At 75.0% G+C, this 23,048-nt stretch carries 20 protein-coding genes; 10 read left to right on the top strand and 10 right to left on the bottom strand.

Features of this window, described 5'->3' with window-relative positions; all coding sequences use genetic code 11:
- Positions 1-55: 55 nt before the first annotated feature.
- Positions 56-412, bottom strand: coding sequence for a hypothetical protein (locus ACIQBJ_RS15905; RefSeq protein ID WP_400709389.1), 357 nt, complete (start codon positions 410-412; stop codon positions 56-58).
- Positions 413-508: 96 nt separating this feature from the next.
- On the opposite strand from ACIQBJ_RS15905, the gene ACIQBJ_RS15900 reads away from it, so the two are divergent.
- The 3 genes from ACIQBJ_RS15900 to ACIQBJ_RS15890 all read left to right on the top strand — a co-directional run bounded on the left by ACIQBJ_RS15900 (position 509) and on the right by ACIQBJ_RS15890 (position 2,926).
- Positions 509-820, top strand: a complete 312-nt coding sequence (locus tag ACIQBJ_RS15900) for an ArsR/SmtB family transcription factor (protein WP_400709386.1) — start codon at positions 509-511, stop codon at positions 818-820.
- A gap of 64 nt (positions 821-884) precedes the next feature.
- Positions 885-1,409, top strand: a complete 525-nt coding sequence (locus ACIQBJ_RS15895; protein WP_400709383.1) for a hypothetical protein — start codon at positions 885-887, stop codon at positions 1,407-1,409.
- Between the two features lie 116 nt (positions 1,410-1,525).
- The gene (locus ACIQBJ_RS15890; protein ID WP_400709380.1) at positions 1,526-2,926 is read left to right on the top strand and encodes a polysaccharide lyase family 1 protein; all 1,401 of its coding nucleotides are present in this window, start codon (positions 1,526-1,528) and stop codon (positions 2,924-2,926) included.
- A 7-nt stretch (positions 2,927-2,933) separates the two neighbouring features.
- Here ACIQBJ_RS15890 and ACIQBJ_RS15885 read toward each other — a convergent pair whose 3' ends face one another.
- The 5 genes from ACIQBJ_RS15885 to ACIQBJ_RS15865 all read right to left on the bottom strand — a co-directional run bounded on the left by ACIQBJ_RS15885 (position 2,934) and on the right by ACIQBJ_RS15865 (position 10,003).
- Positions 2,934-4,214, bottom strand: coding sequence for a PE-PGRS family protein (locus tag ACIQBJ_RS15885; protein WP_400709377.1), 1,281 nt, complete (start codon positions 4,212-4,214; stop codon positions 2,934-2,936).
- Entirely contained in the window at positions 4,207-6,384 is a 2,178-nt protein-coding gene (locus ACIQBJ_RS15880) for an AAA family ATPase (protein WP_400709374.1), read from the bottom strand. The genes ACIQBJ_RS15885 and ACIQBJ_RS15880 overlap by 8 nt, the downstream gene beginning before the upstream one ends.
- A 24-nt stretch (positions 6,385-6,408) precedes the next feature.
- Positions 6,409-7,596: a glutaminase A gene (glsA, locus tag ACIQBJ_RS15875; protein ID WP_400709371.1), complete on the bottom strand. Its 1,188-nt coding sequence runs from the start codon at positions 7,594-7,596 to the stop codon at positions 6,409-6,411.
- An 88-nt stretch (positions 7,597-7,684) separates the two neighbouring features.
- Positions 7,685-8,740: a PhlD gene (locus ACIQBJ_RS15870; protein ID WP_400709368.1), complete on the bottom strand. Its 1,056-nt coding sequence runs from the start codon at positions 8,738-8,740 to the stop codon at positions 7,685-7,687.
- 33 nt (positions 8,741-8,773) lie between these two features.
- Positions 8,774-10,003: an RNA-binding protein gene (locus tag ACIQBJ_RS15865; RefSeq protein WP_400709365.1), complete on the bottom strand. Its 1,230-nt coding sequence runs from the start codon at positions 10,001-10,003 to the stop codon at positions 8,774-8,776.
- Positions 10,004-10,127: 124 nt separating this feature from the next.
- On the opposite strand from ACIQBJ_RS15865, the gene ACIQBJ_RS15860 reads away from it, so the two are divergent.
- Complete coding sequence (locus ACIQBJ_RS15860; protein ID WP_400709362.1) at positions 10,128-11,717, top strand: multicopper oxidase family protein; 1,590 nt, start codon at positions 10,128-10,130, stop codon at positions 11,715-11,717.
- Positions 11,718-11,726: 9 nt separating this feature from the next.
- Here ACIQBJ_RS15860 and ACIQBJ_RS15855 read toward each other — a convergent pair whose 3' ends face one another.
- From ACIQBJ_RS15855 to ACIQBJ_RS15840, 4 genes are all read right to left on the bottom strand, one after another.
- Positions 11,727-12,764: a hypothetical protein gene (locus ACIQBJ_RS15855; protein ID WP_400709359.1), complete on the bottom strand. Its 1,038-nt coding sequence runs from the start codon at positions 12,762-12,764 to the stop codon at positions 11,727-11,729.
- Entirely contained in the window at positions 12,761-14,047 is a 1,287-nt protein-coding gene (locus tag ACIQBJ_RS15850) for an MFS transporter (RefSeq protein WP_400709797.1), read from the bottom strand. The genes ACIQBJ_RS15855 and ACIQBJ_RS15850 overlap by 4 nt, the downstream gene beginning before the upstream one ends.
- Positions 14,048-14,049: 2 nt before the next feature.
- Positions 14,050-15,393 (bottom strand): discoidin domain-containing protein, encoded by a 1,344-nt coding sequence (locus tag ACIQBJ_RS15845; RefSeq protein ID WP_400709356.1) that lies wholly within the window; start codon positions 15,391-15,393, stop codon positions 14,050-14,052.
- A gap of 288 nt (positions 15,394-15,681) precedes the next feature.
- Positions 15,682-16,365, bottom strand: coding sequence for a molybdate ABC transporter substrate-binding protein (locus ACIQBJ_RS15840; RefSeq protein ID WP_400709353.1), 684 nt, complete (start codon positions 16,363-16,365; stop codon positions 15,682-15,684).
- A gap of 48 nt (positions 16,366-16,413) precedes the next feature.
- Between ACIQBJ_RS15840 and ACIQBJ_RS15835 the strand changes: the two genes are divergently transcribed.
- The 6 genes from ACIQBJ_RS15835 (at position 16,414) to ligA (ending at position 23,047) form a co-directional block, all read left to right on the top strand.
- A complete protein-coding gene (locus ACIQBJ_RS15835) occupies positions 16,414-17,214 on the top strand; it encodes an IclR family transcriptional regulator (protein WP_400709350.1) in 801 nt (266 codons plus the stop codon).
- Positions 17,215-17,374: 160 nt separating this feature from the next.
- A complete protein-coding gene (locus ACIQBJ_RS15830; protein ID WP_400709347.1) occupies positions 17,375-18,577 on the top strand; it encodes a 4-hydroxybenzoate 3-monooxygenase in 1,203 nt (400 codons plus the stop codon).
- Positions 18,578-19,031: 454 nt separating this feature from the next.
- The gene (locus ACIQBJ_RS15825) at positions 19,032-20,066 is read left to right on the top strand and encodes an amidohydrolase family protein (protein WP_400709345.1); all 1,035 of its coding nucleotides are present in this window, start codon (positions 19,032-19,034) and stop codon (positions 20,064-20,066) included.
- Between the two features lie 58 nt (positions 20,067-20,124).
- Positions 20,125-20,811, top strand: coding sequence for a 4-carboxy-4-hydroxy-2-oxoadipate aldolase/oxaloacetate decarboxylase (ligK, locus tag ACIQBJ_RS15820; RefSeq protein WP_400709342.1), 687 nt, complete (start codon positions 20,125-20,127; stop codon positions 20,809-20,811).
- A 5-nt stretch (positions 20,812-20,816) separates the two neighbouring features.
- Positions 20,817-21,737, top strand: a complete 921-nt coding sequence (locus ACIQBJ_RS15815) for an amidohydrolase family protein (RefSeq protein ID WP_400709339.1) — start codon at positions 20,817-20,819, stop codon at positions 21,735-21,737.
- A 5-nt stretch (positions 21,738-21,742) separates the two neighbouring features.
- Positions 21,743-23,047 carry a protocatechuate 4,5-dioxygenase subunit alpha gene (gene ligA, locus ACIQBJ_RS15810; protein WP_400709336.1) on the top strand — a complete coding sequence of 435 codons (1,305 nt, stop codon included), beginning with the start codon at positions 21,743-21,745 and terminating at the stop codon, positions 23,045-23,047.
- The last annotated feature ends 1 nt before the right edge of the window (position 23,048 follow it).

Below are 23,048 nucleotides of genomic sequence, written 5' to 3'. Positions count from 1 at the left end.
CGCGTCACCGCGCACGGCGGAGGGCACGGCGGAGCGCACGGCGGAGGGCGCGCGGTCACCCCGCCCCGGCGGGCCGCGGGTCGCCGAACTGGACGTACTCGACGACGGCGCCGCCCGGGTGGCGGAGGGTCGCGTTGCGGCCGGTGGGGACGGTGTTCGGGCCGTCCAGCACGGTGCCGGTGGGGAGCACGGCCTCCAGGTCGTCCACCAGGACGGTGGCCTGGGTCTCCCGGTACGGGGCGAGGGCCTCGGGGGTGCCGGCGATCAGCAGGAAGCCGCCGACCCGGGCCAGTTCGAGGTCGCGGTAGGGGAAGCGGAGCCGGGCGGGCTCGCCGGCGAGGGCGGTGAAGGTCGGCAGGGCGGTGTCCAGGTCGTCCACGTAGATGCGGGCCAGGGTGGCGAGCGCGGGCATGGCGGGGCCTCCGGGGTCGGTGTCGCTGTCGATGTCCGTACCAGCTTGATCATTTCGACTTTCCCGAATCGTCGAAACGATGGGCATACTACGGGCATGGCGGAGGACATGGAACTGGCGGCAGTGCTGCACGCGTTGGGCGACCCCGTGCGGCTGTCGCTGGTGCGGCGGATGGCCGCGCTCGGCGAGAGCGCGTGCAGCCCGGACGGCCTGGCCGTGCCGCGCTCCACCCTCTCCAACCACTGGCGCGTCCTGCGCGAGGCGGGTCTGACGACCACCCGGCAGGAGGGCAAGAACCGGATCATGGCCCTGCGCCGGGACGAACTGGACGCCCGCTTCCCGGGTCTGCTGGCGGCGGTCCTGGGAGCGGCCGGTCCGGGCGGGGACGGGCGGACGGGCCCGGCCTGACGGTGCGTCGGGCCGATTCCCGAACGGGCGTCCGATCGGCGGGCCGCGGCGGCTAGGGTGCGCGATGAGCTTGGGGACGGTGGCCATCGCGGTGACGGGCGTGGCGGGGACGCTGGGGGGCGCGCTGCTGACCCAGTGGGGCGCGGAGCGCAACAAGCGGCGGGAGCTCGAACTCGCCCGCGCCTTCCAGGAGTCCCGGGAGAGCGCGGCGCTGCGCCGGGACTGCTACACCCGGCTGTACCGGGACGCCCGCCAGTTCGCCACCGCCCTCAACCGCCACCTGCACGTGCTGCGCGAGCGCGACCCGGCCGAGCCGGACGTCCGCGCCCTGGAGGAGGCCAAGGACGCGCACCGCAACCACTGGTCGGAGACCCAGATGGTGGCCCCGGACCGGGTGATCGTCGCGGGCGAAGCCGCCAACCACGCCCTGACCGGGGTCTACGCCGCCGTCAAACGCCTGGAGCAGGGCCGGGCCCGGCCCGACGAGACCCTGGACTCGGCCGCCGCGGCGCAGCGCGAGCTGTGGGAACTGATCAAGGCGATGCGCCACGCGATGCGCCACGACCTCGGCGTGTCGAGCGAGTTCTGAACCTCCCCCGCCCGCCCGCGGGGTGACGGCCCGTCATGGACGTTTCGGCGCCCGGGCCCGGCCCCGCCGGGGGCGGCCCGGCCGGGCCTTGACGGGGTTCCGGCGCCCTCCCCAGCATGACGAGCCGGAGCCGCCCCCTCGCCCAGGAGCCCGCCATGCGCCCGTCCGCCGCCCCCGCCGTCCCCACCGCCCCCATCGCCCGCGCCCGCACCGCCGCCGCCCGGGTCGCCGGGCCGCTGTTCGCCTCCGCCGTGCTGTGCGGGTCGCTCGCCGCCCCGGCCGCCGACGCGGGCGACCTGGGGCACGCGGTGCTGGCGGCGAAGGACGGCTGGGCCTCGGCCACCACGGGCACCACGGGCGGGTCGAAGGCGGACGCGGCGCACACCGTCACGGTCTCGACCCGGGCGCAGCTGGTCGCGGCGCTGGGCGGGAAGAACTCCGGCAACGGCGCGAACGCCACCCCGAAGATCGTCCAGGTCTCGGGGGTGATCGACCTGAACACCGACGACGCGGGCAGGCACCTGGACTGCTCGGCGTACACCACCGGCGGCTACGCCCTGGGCGCCTACCTGGCGGCCTACGACCCGAAGGCGTGGGGGACGTCGAAGGTGCCCTCGGGGGCGCAGGAGGACGCCCGGGCGGCCTCGCAGAAGAAGCAGGCCGACCGGGTGCAGATCAACGTGGGCGCGAACACCACCATCGTCGGCGTCGACGGCGGGACGCTGCGCGGCGGCGGACTGGTCGTCAAGAACGTCGACAACGTGATCGTCCGCAACCTGTCCTTCGAGAACGCGGCGGACTGCTTCCCGCAGTGGGACCCGACGGACGGCTCCGACGGCAACTGGAACTCGATGTACGACGCGGTGACGGTGTACGGGGCGACCCACGTGTGGGTGGACCACGACACCTTCTCGGACGGGGCGGTGCCGGACTCCTCGCTGCCGAAGTACTTCGGGCGGCTCTACCAGGTGCACGACGGGCTGCTGGACGTGGTCAAGGGCGCGGACTACGTCACCGCCTCGTGGAACGTGTTCCGGGACCACGACAAGACCGACCTGATCGGCAACAGCGACGGCGCCTCGGCCACCGACGCGGGCCACCTGCGGGTGACCTTCCACCACAACCTGTGGCAGAACGCGGTGGAGCGGGCGCCCCGGGTCCGGTTCGGGCAGGTGGACGTCTACGACAACCTGTACGCGCCCAGGGCGGGGAGCTTCGACTACGGGATCGGGGTCGGCAAGTCCTCGCGGATCATCGCGGAGAACAACGCGTTCACCCTCCCGTCGGGGATCACGGCCGCCGACGCCCTCCGCAACTGGGGCGGCACCGGCCTGACCGCGCGGGGCAACACCGTCAACGGCGCCGTCACCGACCTGGTCGCCGCCTGGAACACCGCCAACCCCGGCAAGCCCCTCACCTCCTCCTCCGGCTGGACCCCCACCCTCCGCACCGCCCTCGACCCGGCCGCCGCCGTCCCCGCGAAGGTCACCGCCGGCGCGGGCGCGGGCCGGCTCTGACGGACCGTCAGGGAGATCCGGCCGGAGCGGCGAACGACGCGATGAACTCCCGCAGGGGGCGGGCCGCCTGCTCCGGCGGGAGCCGGGTGTCGAGGCCGAACACCTCGATCGCCCCGAGCGGCCCGCGCGGGCCCAGGACCCGCAGGGTGCGGTGGGAGGTCCCGCTGCGGGCGGGGTGGACGATGGCGGCCACGGGCGCGGCGGGGGTGGTGTATCCGGCGATGTAGGTCAGGAGTTGGTGCCGGTCGTCGGCGTCCACGTTCGTGTTCTGCAGGTCCTTGTGCTTCGCGTCGACGGCGAGGAAGCGGGTCGGCCCGGGGTGGTCGAAGGCGAGCAGCGTGTCGGGGCGGAAGGACCGGAGTCCCGGGGGAAGTCCGCCGAGGGTGACGATGCGGCCTTCGTCCGGCCGCGCCGCACGGCCGCCCGCCCGCCTGGCCGCGTCCTCGGCCATCCGTCCGACCACGAGTTCCCAGAGCCGGTCGACGCTCAGCAACAGGCTTCCGGCCCGGTGGCCGCGGTGGTCGAGCAGGTCGCTGACGCCACCGCCGCGCAGGACCAGCGCGGACCAGGCGTGTGCGGCCCGGTAGTGCTGGTTGACCCGGGTGTAGCGGGCCCGGTCCAGCAGGCGGGTGGCGGTGCTGTCGAGCCGGGGGTTCGGGAAGCCGGCCGCGACGGCCGCGAGCTCCCGGGCGAGGGCGGGCCGACCGGCGGCCAGCCGGACGGCGGCGGCGAGGGCGGCCCCGCAGATCTGGTTCTCCCAGATCACGGGTTGGCGCTCGTGGGTCCGGACGTGCAGGCGGTCGACCGCGCCGTAGCGGCGGACCACCTGGCGGCGGATGTCCAACTGTCCGCGCAGCCCCGGTTCGATCCGGTCGACGGGCCGGTACCCGCAGTTGGGGCCCCGGCGGAGCACGGCCTGGCACTCCGCCAGGAGCGCGGGCAGTACCAGGTCCGCGTAGCCGGTGCTGCTGGTGCGCCAGCGGCGAAGCGTCTGTTCGTGCGGTACGGGCGTGCCGTGGGCGTAGCAGAGCCAGGTGATGAGCTGGTCGCCGGGGACGGGGAGTTTGGGGGTCAGGGTGAGCCGGACCCGGTCGAGGACGAGGATGCCCGTGACCGACCTGGTGCTGATCGCCCAGCCCCGCCGGGTGTCCCGCAGCGCGAGGGCGCCCGTGGACCCGAGGGCGCGCAGTCGGCGGACGTCGTCCTCGGTGAGTTGTCCGCGGCCGAGCTCGACGGTGCTGTGCTCGCCGATCTCCACTTCGGGCGGGCCGGTGCGGCGGTCACGCATCGCGGGTGTCGTCCCGGCCGACGGGGGTGAATTCGGCGGCCAGCAGCGCGGGCAGGTCGGCGGCGCTGCTCCAGGCGATCCGTCCGGTGTCGGGGTCGGCGAGGCTGCCGAAGATCGCCCGCAGTTGTTCGGGGCGCCCGAGGCAGTGGTCGTCCACGAGCGGGACGATGTCGTGCCGGAAGGCGGCGGCGAGCTCCTCGGGTGTGGCGACGGGGCGGTCCTCGCGCATCAGGGCGGCCTGGCCGATCACCTGGTCCGGCCCGAAGGTCTCGTACAGCCGGACGTTGAGTTCGCCCAGCAGGTCGGCGAGTTCGAGGCCGCCGACGTTCCCCGCGACGGCCTCCGGGTCGGGCGGCACCTCGATGGTGGCGAAGCGCCGGCGGATCGCGGCGTCGAGGTGTCCGGTGCTCCGGTCGGCGCTGTTCATGGTGCCGATGATCCGGACGTTCGGCGGGACGGCCTGCTGCTCCTCGCTGATCGGCAGGGTGACGGGGATGCCCCGCTTGTCGAGCTCCAGGAGGGTGATCAGTTCGCCGAGGATGCGGGGCAGGTCACCGCGGTTGATCTCGTCGATGATCAGCAGGAAGGTCTCGTCCGGCTCGTCCCGGGCGGCCCGGCAGACCCGCCGGAACAGTCCCTCGCGCAGGTCGAGCCGGAGCCCGGCCTCGCCGGACGCCTTGACGGGCTTGAACCCCTCGACGAAGTCCTCGTAGCCGTAGGACGGGTGGAAGGTGACCATGGTCAGCCGCCCGGCGGGCGGCTGCTCGGCCGGGCCGGTCCCGGCGGGCGCCTGGGGCAGCGCCAGCAGTTCGGCGACGGCGGCGGCCCGTTCGGCGGGCCCGGCGTCGATCAGGTGGACCCGATCGGCCAGGGCCAGGGCGGTGCTGAGGGCGAGCCGGGTCTTGCCGGTGCCGGGCGGCCCCTGCAGGATGACCTGCCCCTTGTGGTCGAGCGCCTCGAGCACCCGGCGCACCTCGGCGGGCGGTTCGGCGGGCGGCTGCGGGGCGGGGGCCTCCGCCCCGGTCGCGGCAGGGTCGCGCACGGTCCGCCGCCGACTGCGGATCTGCCGGAGCAGCCGGTCCGGCACCTTCGCGAAGGTCTGCTGCCAGGCGTGGACGGGGCTGTCGAGGTACTGCGCGTAGGAGGTGTCCCAGTCGACCGCCAGCCGGTGAGGGTAATCGGGCCGGAAATCGTCGTAGACGTAGCCCCCGGTCACGGTACCGAGCGCCAGCACTTCGGACTTCCCGCGGTTGGCGACGATCTGCTCGCCGGGTTCGAGGTCGCGGAACTCCAGCAACTGGCGGGCGAGCCGGAGGTTGTGGCCGGCCGAGCCGGGCCGGTGGCCGTCGAGCACCTGCTTCAGGGCGCGGTCGCTCTCGTACTGTCCGAGGTCACCGACCTCGCCCCAGCCGACCCGGATGCAGCCGTCCTCCCGGAATTCCGGCCAGAGCTGTCCCTCCGCCCCCGGTGCGATCTTCCAGACGTCGCCGTCGGGAATCCTGGGGTCGAACTCGGTGTAGAGGAACCGCATCACCTCGAACGGCGACCAGCCGTCGAACTCCGGCCGCTCCTGGACGAGGCGGTACAGGTACCTGTTCGCCGTCCAGGTCCGCACGCCCGGCTGGTTGGGGAGTCCGATTCCGTCGAGCAGGGCGGTGAAGTGCCGTACATGCTCGGCGGAGAAGATCGGCAGGAAGTAGTGGGGGTAGTAGACCGACAGCGCCTTGGTCACCATCGCCTGTCCGAAGGACAACGTCCCGAGGTCGTCCAGGGCGCGGAAATCCCTGGCCCCGGCCATCTCCAGCGCCATGACGAACTCGGCCCGAATCCGCCGCCATGCCTCCTGCTCGTCCAGGTGCCCCAGGGGCGCGGGGTAGCGCCACTCCCCCGTGTTGTGCTGGTAGATGATGTGCTTGGCGGCGCTGCCGCCGCGGATGCTGCCGAGGGCGTCGGTGCCGTACTCCAGGACCCGGCAGAAGGACGACCCGACGGAGTCGGGCCCGAGCGCGTAGCGTTCGAGCGGCAGTCGGAGCCACTGCTTCTGGGGAAACTCGGACAGCACCCGCCTGCGCTGCCCCTCCCGTTCCTCCTCCGCCCCACGGACCTCGTCCCGGTCGAATTCCCGGGCCTTGCGTTCGAGGTCGATCTGCTGTCCCGCCCCTGCGTCCATGAGGCCATGATCCCCGACAGCCGTTCAGCGGCGGAACCCGACCTCCGGGGCCGGGGCGGCCGGGCCGGCGGCGGCCGGGTGCGGGGTGGAGGCGAAGAGGTTGAGGCCGAGGGCGCCGGAGAGGTGGTGGGTGACGCGTTGGCCGCGGACGCTGTTGCCGGCGTCGTCGAGGCGGGGGGAGAAGACAGCGATGCCGCCCTTGCCCGGGGCGACGGTGACGATGCCGCCGGAGACGCCGCTCTTGCCGGGCATGCCGACCTCGTAGAGCCAGTCGCCGCTGTGTTCGTAGAGGCCGGCGGTGGCCAGGGCGGCGAGGGTGTCGCGGCAGACGTCGGGGGCCACGACGCTCTCGCCGGTGAGCGGGTTGACGCCGCCGCCGGCCAGGGTCGCGCCCATCACGGCGAGGTCCCGGGTGGAGACGGCGAGCGAGCACTGCCGGGTGTAGAGGTCGGTGGTGGTGACGGGGTCGCGGGCCAGCGCGCCGTAGCTGTCGAGCAGGCGGGCGATCGACTCGTTGCGCTGGTTGGTGGCGGACTCGGAGGCGTACACCTCCGGGTCGAGGGCCAGTTCGCGGCCGGCGAACCGGGACAGGCCGCGCCGGACGAACTCCCAGCGCTGCTCGGGCGTTTCGCCGGGCACCAGCGCGGTGGTGGCCAGCGCCCCGGCGTTGACCAGCGGGTTCATCGGGCGGCCGTGGTTGAGTTCGACGGCCAGCACCGAGTTGAAGGGCAGTCCGGTGCTGTTGACGCCGATCCGGCGGCGGACGGTCTCGTGGCCGAGTTCCTGGTCGACCAGGGCGAAGACGAACGCCTTGGAGATCGACTGGATCGAGAACCGGTGGTCGGCGTCGCCCGCGGCGTGCACGGTGCCGCCGACGTGCGCGACGGCGACGCCGAACAGGTCGGGGTCGGCGGCGGCCAGGACCGGGATGTAGTCGGCGACCTGCCCGCGCCGGTCGTCGCGGAAGCGCCGCAGCACCCCGGTGAGCGCCGCCTCGACGGCCTCGCGGGACGGGAGCCGCCCGGTGGAGACCGCGGCCTGCGCGGTGCGGATGTCGACGACGTCGTGCGGGTCGTGGATGACACCGACCTCCTGCGGCGCACCGACCTCCCGCGCACCGGTCTCCCGCGCACCGGCCTGCGGCGCACCGGTCTCCCGCGCACCGGTCTCCTGCGGGCCGGTGTCCTGCGGGTCGTGGGTCGCGCTCTCCATCGGGCACCGTCCGTTCGTCCGTCCCGGCTGCCCGGGCCCTGCCCCGTCGGCCCCATCCTGCCCGGGCCGGGGCGGGGCCGCCCGGGTGTCAGGCCGTCCAGGTGGTGAGCAGGGCGGCGGCGGTGACGCCGGGGCCGAGGCCGAAGACCAGGCCGCGGGCGCCGGGGCGGGGCGGGGCGCGGTGGGTGCGGTCGAGGACGGAGAAGAGGGTGGCACCGCCGAGGTTGCCCTCCTCGGCGAGGACGTCGCGGGAGTGCCGGACGAACTCCTCGTCGACGCCGAGGACCTTGCCGAGCCGAGTGAGGATGGCGGGGCCGCCGGGGTGCAGGACGCCGAAGTCGAGCGGGCCGTCGGTGTTCCGGTCGAGCCAGTCGCGCAGCGCGGGGGCGAGGTCGGTGACGGAGCGCAGCGAGTCGCGGGTGGAGGAGAAGTGGTCGCCGCGCTCGTCGGTGACCTTGCGGTAGCGCTCGACGGTGCCGGGGAGGGTGTACTCCCAGGTGTGGTCGATCCGCAGGGTGGGGGCGGGGCCGAGCGGGCGGGCGGCGACCAGGGTGGCGGAGACCAGGTCGCCCCAGAGCGCCTTGTAGATCTGGTCCTCCAGGGTGCGGGCGCTGTCCTGGTAGAGCGCGGAGAGGAATTCGCCGACCAGCACCAGCACGATGTGCCCGGGGTGCCGGGCGAGGTGCTCCTCGGCCATGACCAGCGCGAGCGCGCCGCCCGCGCAGGCGGCCTGGGTGGTGCTGCGGATGCGGGTCTCCGGGCGCAGCCCGAGGTCGTTGAGCAGGTGGACGCCGAGGCCGGGGACCTTGTCGGCGGTGGCGCTGGAGACGATCACGCAGTCGAGGTCGGCGGGGGCGAGTCCGGTGTCGGCGAGGACGGCGCGGGCGGCCCCGGCGGCGGCGCGGCGGACGGTGTCGAAGGTGTCGTCCTTGCGGCGCCGGGTGTCGCGCTCGCCGACGATCTCCTCGTAGGGGGCGAGGTAGCGGCGGGTGCCGGGCAGGTTGGTGAGGGCCTTGCGGATGGTCTCGCGCTGCGGGTGGTCGGGGTTGCGGGCCAGGATGTCCTCGCGGATCCGGGCGGCGTCCACCACGTGCGGTCCGGGCACCAGCGCGGGGCGGGTGATGTGGACGGGTGTGCAGCTCATCGGCGTCTCCCTCGTCTCGGGTGCGACGGGTCGTCAGGCGGGCCCCGGCGCCGGGCGGAGGCCCCGGCGGAGGACGTCCGCGGAGTCGGCCTCGGGGTCGAGCAGGACGTGTTCGCGGACCAGGTCGACCCCGGCGACCCGGGCCACCACCATGCTGCCGGGCAGGGCGGCGCCCCGCAGCACGGCGGGCAGGCCGTCGAGTTCGGTGCGGCCGTCCTCGCCCGCGACCACGGCGACCCGGTCGCCGAGCGGCAGGGCGCGCAGCCGGGCCCAGTGGGCGTCGTCCGTCCCGGGTTCGGGGCGCCAACGGGCCCGGAGGACGCCGTCGGGGTCGGGGAGCACGGCGGTGAGCAGCGGCCGGCGCTCGTCGAGGGCGAGCGGCAGCAGCGCGGCCCGGCTCCCGACCGGGAGGGCGGCGAGGGCGGCGAGGTGTTCGGCGGCCCCGGCGAGGGCGGCGGTGATCCGGCCGTCGGGGGGGTCGACGAGCAGTTCGACCAGTTCGTCGGCGGGGAGGGCGCGCAGCGCGGCGGTGGCGGCGGGGAGGGCGGTGAACGGGTCGGGCCGGGCGGCGAGCCGGGCGCGCGGGGCGAGGCCGGCCAGCACGGCGTCCAGGGTGGCGGGGGTGAGGCGGTGCCAGCGGGTGTCGTTGTCCGCGTACTGCTCCTCGAGCAGGGCGACCGCGCCGGACTCGACGCAGTGCCGCAGCCGGTCCCGGAACACCCGGTCGGCGGGGCGGGCGGGGCCGGGCGGCTCGTCCTCGTCCCGGTGGTCGTACGGGGAGGCGTCGATGCGTTCGGGGAACAGGCCGGCGGCGGCGGTGCGGGCGAGGGCCCGCTCGCAGGGGGCGTGGCTGCCGAGGTACAGGTACTGGTCCCGGCCGACGTGCGCGGTGAAGCGGTCGCCGTCCTCCAGCCGGCACCAGAGGCCGTGGTCGCGCAGCATGGCGCGGACGAGTTCGCGGGCGGTGGCGAGCGGGACCCGCAGGCCGTCGTGCAGGGCGGCCCGGCCGCCGGGCAGCAGGCCGTCGAGGCCGGAGCCGTCGAGGGCGGGTTCGAGTCCGAAGTGCACCGGACCGGCCACGCCCGGCTCCCGGAGCTCCAGCTCGTCCACCCCGGAGTCCTCGGCGAAGGCGGTGACGGCGTCGAGGTAGGCGGCCTCGACGGGGCCGTGGTCGCTGACGGGCTCCGCCGTCCCGGTGTAGTGGCCGCGTCCGTCGCGGTCGGCGGGGTCGTACTTGGTCACTCGGTACACGTGGGTCGGCACGGGAGGATCATCGCAGGGCGGGGCGTGGGCGGGGCCGGGCGGGGCGCTGGGCCGAACGGGGTGATCACGGGGCGGTGCCGCGCGCCGCCCGGCGGCCGCGGGGCGGCGGCATAGATTCCCGGGCATGGGTGAGCGTGGCGGTGTGGGCCGCCGGTCGGTGTTGAAGGCGGCCGCGGCGGTCGGTCTGGCGGCGGCCGACGGGCTGGGGTCCGGGTGGCGGGCGGCGGCGGCCGGGGGCGGTTTTCCGCAGCCCGCGGTGGTGGCGGCGGGGCGCTCGGGCCTGCTGGAGCACACCTTCGACGTGCGGTTCGCGGAGGTCCGGGTGCCGGGCCTGGGGACGGTGGTCTGCCGGGCCTACGGCGGGACGCTGCCGGGGCCGACCCTGCGGGTGCGGGCGGGCGGCACGCTGCGGCTGACGCACGTCAACGGCCTGCCGCCGGACCCGCCGCACGCGGGGGGCTGCAACACGCCGCACCGGCCGAACAGCTTCAACCTGCACACCCACGGGATGCACGTCTCCCCGTCGGGGTGGGCCGACAACGTGCTGCGGGTCTTCGCGCCGCGCACGGCGGAGCAGGCCGCCGCGGGCGCCCCGGAGCCGCAGTACGCCTCGGTGGTGCACGTCCCGGCCGGCCATCCCGCGGGCACCTACTGGTACCACCCGCACCTGCACGGTTCGACGGCCGAGCAGTTGGCGGGCGGGATGGCCGGGGTGATCGTGGTGGAGGGCGACGTCGACGAGGTGCCGGAGATCGCGGCGGCCGCCGACCTGGTGGTGTGCGTCAACGAGCTGAAGCTCCGGGACGGCCGGGTTCCGGCGTTCACCACGGGCGGCTGGCTGAACGGCGTCCCGTCGGTGTTCACCGTCAACGGGGCGGTGAACCCGGGGCTGCGGCTGCGCCCGGGCGAGGTGCAGCGCTGGCGGCTGGTCGCGGCGACGGGTTTCACCGGGCTGCGGCTGCGGCTGGTCGGGGACGGCGCGCCCCCGACGGTGCATCAGATCGCCCAGGACGGCGTCACGTTCGCCCGGCCGGTGGCGGTGGACGCGGTGGAGCTGTCGATGGGCAACCGGGCCGACGTGCTGGTGCGCGGCGGCGCGCCGGGCCGGTACGAGCTGCGGGCGGACGGGGTGCCGGGGCCGCTGCTGACGGTGGAGGTGGCCGGTCCGGCGGTGCGGCCGCCGATGGGGCTGCCGGCCGTGCTGCCGCCGGGGCGGCCGTTCCTCGACGAGCGGGACGTGACCGACCCGGGGGCCTGCCGCGAGGTGGTGTTCCACGCCGACCCGGGGGTCTTCCCGGAGCCGTTCCCGAACGCCTTCCGGATGCTGGGCAGCGGGGCGACGCCCGCGGCCGACCCGGCGGGCGATCCGGCCCGCGACCCGGCGTACGGGCTGTTCGACCCGGCGTTCACCAACCACACGCTGCGGCTGGGCGCGGTGGAGCGCTGGACGGTGCGCAGCGGCGAGTCGCTGCCGGCCTTCCACCACCCGTTCCACCTGCACACCAACCCGGTGCTGGTGACCCACCGGGACGGGCGGCGGCTGGACCCGCCGGTCTGGCACGACACGGTGGGCCTGGCCGGGGGCCGTCCCGGGGAGTCGGTGACCCTCCTGGTCCGGTACGAGGACTTCACCGGCCGGACGGCCGCGCACTGCCACCAGCTCCAGCACGGGGATCTCGGCATGATGCAGACCGTCGAGTACGTCGACCGCTGAGCCCCCGGGTTACGACACGGCGTCCGGGGAGGAGGCGCCGGGGACGCGCAGGGCGGGGGCGCCGGAGCCGTCGGCGGGGACGGTCCAGAGGTCGGTGCCGCGCCCTCCGCCGCTGCCACTGCCATTGCCGTTCGGGAGGGCGTAGCCGAGGGTGGCGCCGTCCAGCCAGGCGGCCTGGTCGTCGACGCTGCGGGTCTCGGCGACGGGGTGTTCGCGCAGGTCGGCGAGGTCGAGGACGTAGAGCCGCCAGGGGGCGGCGGGGTCGTCGGAGACCTTCTTCTTGAAGGCGAGCCGGGTGCCGTCCGGGGAGAGCGACGGGCACTCGACGTTCTCCCGCAGGGTGTGCGCGGACCAGGCGGCGAGGTCGCCCTCGATCAGGTGGGTGCGGCCGCCGGTGGAGACGGTGGCGTAGAACCGGTTGTCGTCGGCCGCGAAGCTGACGCCCCAGTAGTTGACGTCGGCGGCGTGGTAGCGGGTGCCGTCCATGGTGAGCGGGATGTTCTCGATCGACTTGATCAGGTAGCCGGTGCGCAGGTCGAGGACGGAGGTGCGGGTGGAGAAGCCGCTGACGGCGTAGGAGTCGCCGACGGCGAAGGCCGTCCAGGACAGCAGGTTGCCGGAGGCGGAGACCCGGGCCCGGTTCGGGATGCCGGGCACGGTGATGCTCTGGACCTGGGTGAACTTCCGGTCGTAGACGACGGCTTCGGTGCGGGCGGGGGTGCCGGGCAGGGCGCGCAGGCACAGGGCGCGGTCGCCGCCGGCGTAGAAGCGTTCGCAGGACGGGCCGCCGGCGGGGCCGCCCTCGCGGGCGACCCGGCCGGTGGCGGCGTCCCGGTAGTAGAGGCCGGGCCGGTCGAGGGCGAAGGTGGCGTCGGCGGCGACGGCCCGGTGCGGACCGCCGCGGGCGCGGGCGTGCAGCACGTAGCCGAGCGAGCCGCCGAGCAGGGCGAGCACGGCGACGCCGAGCACCACCAGCCGCAGCACCGGGACCTGACGCCCCGTCGGCTCCTCCCGCACCGCCGTTCCGGGCGTGTCGACCGTGGTCATGAGGGCTTCCCTTCGGGGAGGACGCGCCGGGCCGCGAGCAGGGCGGCGGCCAGCGCGAGCGCGGCGGCGGCGAGGGCGGGGCGGGTGCCCCACCAGGTCCAGGCGGCGCCGAAGCCGGCGGCGCCGACCAGGCGGGCCAGGGCCTGTCCGGTCTGGACGACGGCGAGTCCGCCGGCCCGGCCGGCGGCGGGCAGGACGGGGCCGGCCAGCGCCATCAGGACGCCGTCGGTGGCGGCGTAGAAGACGCCGAGCAGGACGAGGACCAGGACGAGGGTGGCCCAGCCGATCGGGGCGAGCAGCACCAGGTAGCCGGCCAGCAGGGCGAGGTGCCCGGCCAGGAACGGGGCGCGCCGGCCGGTGCGGTCGGCGAGCCGTCCGGCGGGGACGGCGAGCAGCAGGTAGCAGGTGGCGGAGCCGAGCGGCAGCAGCGGGAACAGTTCGGCCGGCAGGTCGAGCAGGCGCTGGAGCAGCAGGTAGAGGAAGGAGTCGCCGACGGTGGCGGCGCCGAGCAGCGCGGCGGCGGCGGTGATCCGGCGCAGCGCGGGGTCGCGCAGCAGTTGGCGGACCGTCGGGCGGTCGGGGGCGGTGCGGGCGGGGGCGGTGCGGTCGGGGGCGGTGCGGGCGGTCCGCGCGGGCGCGGCCGGGTCGTGGGCGCCGTCGCGGACGAACAGCGCCAGCACCAGGACGCCGAGCAGGCCGGTGGCGAAGGAGACCACGAAGACGGCGTCGTAGGCGTCGGCGGTGGCCCAGAGCACGGCGAAGGCGACCAGCGGGCCGAGCAGGGCGCCGGTGGTGTCCATGGCGCGGTGCACGCCGAAGGCCCGGCCGAGGTGCTCGGGGGGTGTGCTGAGCGAGATCATCGCGTCCCGGGGGGCGGTGCGGACGCCCTTGCCGAGGCGGTCGGCGGCGAGGGCGGCGGCGATGCCGGTGGCGGCGCCGCCGGCCAGCAGCAGGCCGAGCCGGGAGAGCGCGGAGAGCAGGTAGCCGGCGCCGGCGACGTGCTTGTGCCGGCCGCCGCCGCGGTCGGCGAGCCGTCCGCCGAGGAGGCGCACCAGGGCGGTGGCGCCGTTGAACATGCCGTCGAGGAAGCCGAATTGGAGGGGTGACAGGCCGAGGCCCAGCACCAGGTAGAGCGGCAGCACGGCGGTGACCATCTCGGAGGAGACGTCGGTGACCAGGCTGACCGCCCCGAGCGCGAGGACGGTGCCGGGGACCCGCCGCCCCGCCCCGGTGGCGGGGCGGGACGGCGCGTCGGTGCGGCGGCCGGTGGTGGCCAGGTACATCATCAGTGGCAGGTGTAGTTCGGGCTGGTGTCCTTGATCTGGCCGTCGGTGCCGACGTAGCTCCAGCTGTAGCCGTTGTCGGTGAAGTCGAGCTTCAGGACGCCGTAGTCGCCGCTGATCCGCTTCTGGCTGTTGGGCTGGACCTGCTCGATCGGGTAGGGCTCGGCGCCGCCCATGCCGCCGACGATCTCGACCATGCCGTCGGCGGTGGCCTTGCCGTCCGGGTCCTGCGGGGCGAAGCGCTCGTAGTGGTGGTCGTGGCCGTTCAGGACCAGGTCGGCCTTGGCGGCGTAGAGGATCTTCCAGACCGGCTTGGAGACCGGGTCGTTGCCGTGGCCGCCGGAGGAGTAGAGCGGGTGGTGCCAGTAGGCGGCGATGCACTTCTTGCTGTTGGCGGCCAGGTCGGCCTTCAGCCAGTCGATCTGGGCGCTCTGGTCGAAGGAGTTGGAGTCGAGGGCGAGGAAGTGCCAGTTGCCCTGGTCGTAGCTGTAGTAGCTCTTGCCCTGCGGGTAGGCGATCGAGCCGAAGTACGACTTGTAGCCGGACAGCGAGCCGGCCGGGTCGTAGGTCTCGTGGTTGCCGGGGATCGGGTGGGTCTTCGCCTTGAAGGCGCCCCAGGTCTTGTCGTAGTAGTTCTTGAAGTCCGACAGGCGGGCGTCGTCGTACTGGTTGTCGCCCATGGTGATGTAGAACGCCGGGTTGATCTGCTGGGCGAGCTTGGCGGTCTTCGGGTGGGCGCAGTTGCTGTCGGAGGCGGTGCACTGGGCGGCGATGTCACCGGCGGCGACGACGGTGAACGCGCCGGTGGGGGGCGGGGTGCTGCCGCTGGGCGAGGGACTCGGCGTGCCGCCGTCGGGGGTGCCGTAGACCTCCATCTCGTACAGCGAGTAGCCGTACGAGGTGCCGCGGGCGGTGCCGTACATCCGGACGTAGCGGCCCTTGCCGGTCAGGCCGGTGAACTCGTCGGTGCCGCCGTTGCCGGCCTTCTCGGTGGCGACGGCGGTCCAGGTGACCGCGTCGGTGGAGACCTCCAGCCGGTAGGCCTTGGCGTAGGCGGCCTCCCAGCTGAGCTTGATCCGGGTGACGTTGGCGTTCGCGCCGAGGTCGACCTGCAGCCACTGCGGGTCCTTGCCCTCGGCGCTGGCCCACCGGGTGCTGGTGCTGCCGTCGAACGCCTTCCCGGCGGCGTACGAGGAGCTCTCGGTGGAGGAGGCCGTGGCGGCCTTGCCCTTGGAGAGCAGCGGGTCGGCCGCGGCTCCCGCGCGCTGGGACCAGCCGAGCAGCAGTCCTGCCAGTAGCGCGAGCACGGCGGCGTACACGCCGATCCGGGCTCGTCGGGCCGTCATTCCCTGGTGCATCTGAACTCCCTGACCTGGAACGGGGAGAGCTGGACGCCGGCGCACACCGCGGAGGGGCCGCACCGGAGAAGCGGTGACCGCACACCACCGCGGCGGCCGGGTCAGAGCTCTCACTGAGCGCGTCACGCCCCATCCGGTGCGGGCGCCGCGCCGAGCCGCCGGAAGCGAGAGTAGTAGAAAGTAAAGTTTCCTTCCAGTACCAGTAATAATCGAACTTCCATGCGAAACCGGCCCGTTCGTCACTCCGGGTGAACCCCCGGCCGGTCCGACGGACCGTCAGGTCGCCCCGTTCCCGTGCGGGTGCATGCCGTGCCGCTCGGCGACGGCGGTCGCCTCCGGGGCGGCGAGGAGGCCGAGCAGGGTGCGGGCGGGGCCGGGGGCGGGGGCGGAAGTGAGGACGGCGGCGGCGAAGAGGGAGGTGATGGCGGTGTCGCCGGGGAGCGGGCCGAGGACGCGGACGCCCGGGAGGGCGGCGAGTTCGCTGTGCTGCTGGAAGGCGACGGTGGCCGCGCCCTCGCGCAGCAGGCGGCCGGCCGGGACGCCCGGCGGGGCCTGCACCAGCCGGACCTCGCCGGCCAGGCCGAGCCGTTCGACCAGGGCGCGCAGCGCGGTGCCGCTGGGGCCGGTGGAGTGGGCGACGCCGTCGGCGGCGCGCAGCAGGGCGCACAGGTCGGCGGTGTCGGCGAGGGCGACCGGCGGGGCGTCGGCGGCGACCGCGGCGACCGTCCGCGACACCCAGAGCGGGCGGGGCCGCTCCGCCAGCCCTTCGGCGTGCAGCGCGGCGAGCGCGTCGGCGGCGAGCACCGCGAGGTCGGCCCGGGCGCCCGCCCGGATGCGGCGGGCCACCTCGACGCCGCCGCCGGCCTCGATCCGGACGGGCGCGCCGGGTCGGCGCAGCAGCGGGGCGAGCGCCTCCAGGGCGGGGCGGACGGCCATCGAGGCGAGGGCGAGCAGGGTCATCGGGAACTCCTCCGGTACTGGTCAGGGGTGGTCTGCGAGACTGGCGGGATGGACGGAACGGGCGGAGCGGACGCGGTGGACACCGGGGCGGAGCGGGTCTCGGCCGCCGGGAAGGTGCTGCGGGTGCTGGCGGCGTTCGACCGCGAGCACCCGTCCCGGACGCTGTCGGAGATCGCCCGGAGCGCCGGCCTGGCGGTCAGCACGGCGCACCGGGTGGTGGCGGAGCTGGCCGCGTGGGGCGCGCTGGAGCGGGCCGAGGACGGCTCCTGGCACGTCGGGCTGCGGCTGTGGGAGATCGCCTCGGGCTGTCCGCGCACCCAGATCCTGCGGGACGCGGCGCTGCCGTTCATGCAGGACCTGTACGAGGCCACCCACGAGAACATCCAGCTGGCGGTGCGCGAGGGCACCGAGCTGGTCTTCGTGGAGCGGATCGCCGGGCACCGCTCGGTGGAGCTGCTGACCATGGTGGGCACCCGCTTCCCGGTCGCCTCGACCGGGATGGGCCGGGTGCTGCTGGCGCACGCGCCGCGCGAGTTCCAGGAGGAGGTGCTGGCGGAGCCGCTGCGGTCCTGGACCGAGCACACCGTCACCGACCCGCGCGTCCTGCGGGCGCAGCTGGACCTGATCCGGCGCGAGCAGGTCTTCGTGAGCGACCGTCAGCTCTCCGACAGCACGGTCGCGGTGGCCGCGCCGGTCCGGATCGGGCGGGGCGGGCCGGTGGGCGCGGCGCTCGGCATCGTGGTGGCGGCGCGCGGCGCGGACCGGGCGCGGGGCCTGCGGGAGCCGCTGCTGCGGGCGGTGCACGGGATCTCCGAGGAACTGGGGCGGCGGGCCCGGACGGCGCTGTAGTCCGGAGTCTGCGGCACGGGTGCCCCCCGCCGACGGCGGCTTTCCGCCAGGCGGAAAGGGTGCGGACGGCCGGTGCGGCGGGGTGCCAACGTTCGGGGCGTGCCCGGTCGGCCTGCCGCCCCGGGTGCGGTCACCCTCCCCGCCGTGCCCTGGAGCCGTCATGCCCGAATCCGTTGTCGATACCGTCACCGAGGTGCCCGTCGCGGTGGTCGGCGCGGGCCCGGCCGGGCTGATGCTGGCCCACCTGCTGGGCCGGGCGGGCGTCGAGGCGGTGGCGGTGGACCTGCGCACCCGGGAGGAGATCGCCGCCACCCACCGGGCCGGCATCCTGGAGGCCGGCGCGGCCCGCGACCTGGTGGAGACCGGGGTGAGCGACCGCGTCCTGCGCGAGGGCCACGAGCACGAGGGCACCGAGCTGCGCTTCGGCGGCCGCCCGCACCGGATCGACTTCCGCGCCCTGGTCGGCGCCTCGGTGTGGCTGTACCCGCAGACCGAGGTCTTCGTCGACCTGGCGGACGCCCGCGAACGGGACGGCGGGGCGGTGCACTTCGGCGTCCGCGACACCGAGGTGCTGGACGTCGACACCGCCGCGCCCCGGGTCCGGTACACCGCCGCCGACGGCACCCGGCACGAGATCCGGGCCCGCTACGTGGTCGGCGCGGACGGCTCGCGCGGCACCTGCCGCAACCTGGTCCCGGAGCGGCTGCGCACCCGCTACGGCACCGAGTACCCCTTCGCCTGGTTCGGGGTGCTGGCCCAGGCCCCGGCCAGCGCCCCCGAGTTGGTGTACGCGCACTCCGCGCACGGCTTCGCGCTGATCAGCCGACGGACGGCCGACGTGCAGCGGATGTACTTCCAGTGCGACCCGCACGAGCGGACCGAGGACTGGTCGGACGAACGGATCTGGGAGACCCTGCAGGCCCGGGTCGCCGGGGAGGACGGCTTCCGCCTGGTCGAGGGCCCCGTCCTGGAGCGGGCGGTGCTGCGGTTCCGCTCCTTCGTCCAGGAGCCGATGCGCTGGGGCTCCCTGCTGCTGGCCGGCGACGCCGCCCACACCGTCCCGCCGACCGGCGCCCGCGGCCTCAACCTCGCCCTGCACGACGTCAAGGTCCTCGCCGCCGTCCTGCTCCGCGCCCTCGGCCCCGAGGGCGAGCCCGCCCTCGCCGACTACCAGCCGCAGGCCCTGCGGCGCGTCTGGCGCGCCCAGCACTTCTCCTCCTGGATGACCCGCCTGCTGCACAACACCCCGGACGCCACCCCCTTCGACCACCACCGCCAACTCGGCGAACTCGACACCCTGGTCAACACCCGGGCCGGCCGCACCTACCTCGCCGAGCAGTACACCGGCTGGCCCACCCCCTGACCCACCGCCCCCGGCCACGCGCAGCGCGAACGGACCGCCCTCGCCGGCGAGTCGCCCGAGCACTTCGCCGAGCCCCCTCACCGCCCCCGGCCACGCGCAGCGCAGGCCCCGGCCTCCCGTCCGGCAGCCGCGCGCAGCGCGAACAGGCCGCCCCCCGCCCACGAGTTGCTCAAGCAGTTCACCGACAGTCCCGCCCCGTCCTCTCGGCCGCGCGCAGCGCGAACAGACCTCCCTCGTAAGCGAGTTGCCCGAGCACTTCACCGACCGCCCCTGACCCACCACCCCGACCGCGCGCAGCGCGAACCTCCCCCGTTCCCTCGGCCCGCGCGCGCAGCGCGAATCCTCTCCCGCCCTCCCGGCCCGCGCGCAGCGCGGTTCCCGGCCTTCCGGCGCCCCCGGCCGCGCGCAGCGCGGGTTCCCGCCCCCTGACGATCCCTCAGGAGACCAGCACCCCATGATCATCGACTGTCACGGCCACTTCACCACCGCTCCCCCGCAGCTCGCCGCCTGGCGCTCGCGGCAGGTCGCCGCCGCCGGCTCCTCCGCCGGGATGCCGGACCCCGCCGACCTGGTGATCTCCGACGAGGAGTTGCGGGCGGCGGTGGAGTCGAACCAGTTGCGGTTGATGGACGAGCGCGGCACCGACCTGACGGTCTTCTCGCCGCGCGCCAGCTTCATGGCCCACCACGTCGGCGACTTCGCGGTGTCCTCCGCCTGGGCGCGGATCTGCAACGACCTGGTGCACCGCGTCGCCACGCTGTTCCCGGAGCGGTTCGCGATGGGCGCGATGCTGCCGCAGTCGCCGGGGGTCGATCCGGCGAGCTGCCTGCCGGAGCTGCGGCGGGCCGTGGAGGAGCTGGGCGCCGTCTCGGTGAACCTCAACCCGGACCCCTCGGGCGGGAGTTGGACGGCGCCGCCGCTGACGGACCGGAGCTGGTACCCGCTGTACGAGGCGCTGGTGGAGTACGACGTCCCGGCGATGGTGCACGTGTCGACGTCCTGCAATCCGGCGTTCCACACCACCGGGGCGCACTACCTGAACGCCGACACCACCGCGTTCATGCAGCTGCTGCAGGGCGACCTGTTCGCGGACTTCCCGACGCTGCGGCTGGTGGTCCCGCACGGCGGCGGCGCGGTGCCCTACCACTGGGGGCGCTTCCGCGGGCTGGCGCAGGCACTGGGGCGGCCGGAGCCGGAGGAGCTGCTCGGCCGCAACGTCTTCTTCGACACCTGCGTGTACCACCGGCCGGGGATCGACCTGCTGGCGCGGGTGGTGCCCGCCGAAGGCGTGCTGTTCGCCAGCGAGATGATCGGCGCCGTCCGGGGCGTGGACCCGCGCACGGGCCACCACTTCGACGACACCCGCCGCTACGTCGACGCCACCGAGCACTTCTCCGCCGAGCAGCGCGCCGCCGTGTACGCGGGCAACGCCCTGCGCGTCCACCCCCGCCTGGCCGCCCGCCTCGCGGCCCGCACCGCCACCCGCTGACCCCGAACCGCACCCGCACCCGCACCCGCACCCGCACCCGCACCTGAGGAGCAGACCCATGCACACCGAACTCGGTGTCGTCCACACGAAGATCGAGCGGGCCGAGGAGTCCGCGGTCGCCGCGCTGGCGGCGTTCGGCACGGCCACCGTCCACGAGGCGATGGGCCGCACGGGGCTGACCCGGCCGTACCTGCGGCCGGTGTACCCGGGGGCGCGGCTGTGCGGGACGGCGGTGACGGTGCTGCTGCAGCCGGGCGACAACTGGATGCTGCACGTCGCGGCGGAGCAGGTCCGGCCCGGCGACGTGGTGGTGGCGGCGTGCACGACGGAGAGCGAGGACGGGTTCTTCGGCGAGCTGCTGGCCACCTCGCTGCGGGCCCGGGGCTGCGCGGGCCTGGTGATCGACGGCGGGGTGCGCGACGTCGCGGACCTGGCCGCGATGGACTTCCCGGTGTTCTCCCGGGCGGTGAACGCCCGCGGCACGGTGAAGGCGACCCTGGGGTCGGTCAACGTGCCCGTGGTGTGCGCGAACGCGCTGGTCCGGCCGGGCGACGTGGTGCTCGCGGACGCGGACGGCGTGGTGGTGGTGCCGCGCGAGCGGGCCGCCGGGGTGGCGGAGGCGTCGGCACGGCGCGAGGCGGACGAGGCGGGCAGGCGCGAGCGGCTGCGCGCGGGCGAACTCGGCCTGGACATGTACGCGATGCGCGGCCCGCTGGCCGCGCTCGGCCTGCGCTACGAGGGCTGAGCGCCGTGGAGCAGCAGAAGACCCCGGGCTGGCTGGACTGGCACCCGGCCCCCGCCCGCCCCTCCTGGGAGCTGCCCGCGGGCGCGGTGGACGCGCACTGCCACGTGTTCGGCCCCGGCGCCGCGTTCCCGTACGCGCCGGAGCGCAAGTACACGCCGTGCGACGCCTCCGCCGAGCAGCTGTTCGCGCTCCGCGACCACCTCGGCTTCGACCGCAACGTGATCGTCCAGGCCACCTGCCACGGCGCCGACAACCGGGCCCTGGTGGACGCGCTGCGCCGCTCCGGCGGCCGGGCCCGGGGCGTGGCGACCGTCCGCCCGGGCGTGGGCGACGCCGAGCTGCGCGAGCTGCACGCGGCGGGGGTGCGCGGCGTGCGGTTCAACTTCGTCCGCCGCCTGGTCGACGTGACGCCGCCCGAGGACCTGCGGGACGTGGTGGCGCGGATCGCGCCGCTGGGCTGGCACGTGGTGCTGTACTTCGAGGCCGCGGACCTGGCGGAGCTGCGCGAGTTCTTCCTGTCGATCCCGGTGCCGCTGGTGGTCGACCACCTGGGCCGCCCGGACGTGTCGAAGGACGTGGACGGGCCGGAGTTCGGCGCGTTCCTGGACTTCCTGCGGGCCCGGGAGGACATCTGGTGCAAGGTCGGCTGCCCGGAGCGGCTGTCGCTGACCGGCCCGGCCGCGCTGGACGGCGAGCGCGACGCGTACCGGGACGCGGTGCCGTTCGCCCGCCGGGTGGTCGAGGAGTTCCCGGACCGGGTGCTCTGGGGCACCGACTGGCCGCACCCCAACCTGAAGGACCACATGCCGGACGATGGCCTGCTGGTCGACTTCCTGCCGCACGTCGCGCCGACCCCCGAGCTGCGCCGACGGCTGCTGGTCGACAACCCGAACCGCCTGTACTGGCCCGAGAACGAAGGGAGTTGAGCGGCATGGCGATCGACCGCAGCTACCGGCTGGTGCCCGGCACCACGATCTTCGACGCCGAGCAGTCCGCCCGCGGCTACCACCTCAACCAGTTCTGCATGTCGCTGATGACGGCCGAGAACCGGGCCGCCTACCTGGCCGACGAGCGCGCCTACCTGGACGCCTGGCCGCTGCGCGAGGAGCAGAAGCGGGCCCTGCTGGACCGGGACCTGAACGCGGCGGTGCGCGAGGGCGGGAACATCTACTTCCTCGCCAAGTGGGGTGCCACGCTGGGCTTCTCGTTCCAGCGGATGGCGGGCTCGATGACCGGCATGACCGAGCAGGAGTACCGGGACATGATGGTCTCCGGCGGCCGCTCGGCCAGCGTCCCGGCCAGCCGGATCGACCACGCCGTGCTGGAGGCCGCGCACGCCGGCCAGGCGCCGCCCGCCGAGCACGCGGCCGTCTCGGCCGCCGTGTTCACCTCGCACGTCCCGGCGATCGGCGCCGCGCTGGACCACGGCAAGACCGACGAGCCGTACTGGCGGCCGGTGTTCGCCGGGTACGAGCACTCCCGGCGGTGGGCCGCCGCGCACACCCCGGACGTGGTGATCCTGGTCTACAACGACCACGCCAGCGCCTTCGACCTCTCGCTGATCCCGACCTTCGTGCTCGGCACCGGCGCCGCCTACCCGGCCGCCGACGAGGGCTACGGGCCGCGCCCCGTCCCCGGCGTCGAGGGCGACCCGGAGTTCGCCGCGCACCTGGCGCACTGCCTGATCCAGGACGACTTCGACCTCACCCTGGCCAACGAGATGCCGGTCGACCACGGCCTGACGGTGCCGCTGTCGCTGATGTTCGGCGAGGTGGAGCGCTGGCCGTGCAAGGTGGTCCCGCTGCACGTCAACGTGGTGCAGTACCCGGTGCCCTCGGGCGCGCGCTGCTTCGAGCTGGGCCGGGCGCTGCGCCGGGCGGTCGAGTCCTACCCGCGGCCGCTGGACGTGCAGGTCTGGGGCACCGGCGGGATGAGCCACCAACTCCAGGGCCCGCGCGCCGGGTTGATCAACCGGGAGTGGGACAACGCCTTCCTGGACCGGCTGGTCGCCGACCCGGCGGGCCTGGCCCGGGTGCCGCACCTGGAGTACGTCGAGGAGGCCGGCTCGGAGGGCATCGAGCTGGTGATGTGGCTGATCGCGCGCGGCGCGCTGGGCGACGTCGACGGCGGCGGCACGGTGGACGTCGAGCACCGCTTCTACCACGTGCCGGCGTCCAACACGGCCGTCGGCCACCTGATCCTGAACAACCACCCCCGGCCCGTCGAGGAGAACTGAC

This window comes from Kitasatospora sp. NPDC088391, from assembly GCF_044753345.1.
In the GTDB taxonomy this organism is placed as follows: Bacteria; Actinomycetota; Actinomycetes; order Streptomycetales; family Streptomycetaceae; genus Kitasatospora.
This window is presented reverse-complemented; position numbering and strand designations above follow the sequence as displayed.

Excerpts from the sequence above, each read along its gene's own strand:
- ACIQBJ_RS15850 (WP_400709797.1), bottom strand. The coding sequence starts at position 14,047 with ATGTACCTGGCCACCACCGGCCGCCGCACCGACGCGCCGTCCCGCCCC.
- ACIQBJ_RS15845 (WP_400709356.1), bottom strand. The coding sequence starts at position 15,393 with ATGACGGCCCGACGAGCCCGGATCGGCGTGTACGCCGCCGTGCTCGCG.
- ACIQBJ_RS15840 (WP_400709353.1), bottom strand. The coding sequence starts at position 16,365 with ATGACCCTGCTCGCCCTCGCCTCGATGGCCGTCCGCCCCGCCCTGGAG.
- ACIQBJ_RS15860 (WP_400709362.1), top strand. The coding sequence starts at position 10,128 with ATGGGTGAGCGTGGCGGTGTGGGCCGCCGGTCGGTGTTGAAGGCGGCC.
- ACIQBJ_RS15855 (WP_400709359.1), bottom strand. The coding sequence starts at position 12,764 with ATGACCACGGTCGACACGCCCGGAACGGCGGTGCGGGAGGAGCCGACG.
- ACIQBJ_RS15870 (WP_400709368.1), bottom strand. The coding sequence starts at position 8,740 with ATGAGCTGCACACCCGTCCACATCACCCGCCCCGCGCTGGTGCCCGGA.
- ACIQBJ_RS15835 (WP_400709350.1), top strand. The coding sequence starts at position 16,414 with ATGGACGGAACGGGCGGAGCGGACGCGGTGGACACCGGGGCGGAGCGG.
- ACIQBJ_RS15830 (WP_400709347.1), top strand. The coding sequence starts at position 17,375 with ATGCCCGAATCCGTTGTCGATACCGTCACCGAGGTGCCCGTCGCGGTG.
- ACIQBJ_RS15880 (WP_400709374.1), bottom strand. The coding sequence starts at position 6,384 with ATGGACGCAGGGGCGGGACAGCAGATCGACCTCGAACGCAAGGCCCGG.
- ACIQBJ_RS15825 (WP_400709345.1), top strand. The coding sequence starts at position 19,032 with ATGATCATCGACTGTCACGGCCACTTCACCACCGCTCCCCCGCAGCTC.
- glsA (WP_400709371.1), bottom strand. The coding sequence starts at position 7,596 with ATGGAGAGCGCGACCCACGACCCGCAGGACACCGGCCCGCAGGAGACC.
- ligK (WP_400709342.1), top strand. The coding sequence starts at position 20,125 with ATGCACACCGAACTCGGTGTCGTCCACACGAAGATCGAGCGGGCCGAG.
- ligA (WP_400709336.1), top strand. The coding sequence starts at position 21,743 with ATGGCGATCGACCGCAGCTACCGGCTGGTGCCCGGCACCACGATCTTC.
- ACIQBJ_RS15905 (WP_400709389.1), bottom strand. The coding sequence starts at position 412 with ATGCCCGCGCTCGCCACCCTGGCCCGCATCTACGTGGACGACCTGGAC.
- ACIQBJ_RS15900 (WP_400709386.1), top strand. The coding sequence starts at position 509 with ATGGCGGAGGACATGGAACTGGCGGCAGTGCTGCACGCGTTGGGCGAC.
- ACIQBJ_RS15895 (WP_400709383.1), top strand. The coding sequence starts at position 885 with ATGAGCTTGGGGACGGTGGCCATCGCGGTGACGGGCGTGGCGGGGACG.
- ACIQBJ_RS15890 (WP_400709380.1), top strand. The coding sequence starts at position 1,526 with ATGACGAGCCGGAGCCGCCCCCTCGCCCAGGAGCCCGCCATGCGCCCG.
- ACIQBJ_RS15885 (WP_400709377.1), bottom strand. The coding sequence starts at position 4,214 with ATGCGTGACCGCCGCACCGGCCCGCCCGAAGTGGAGATCGGCGAGCAC.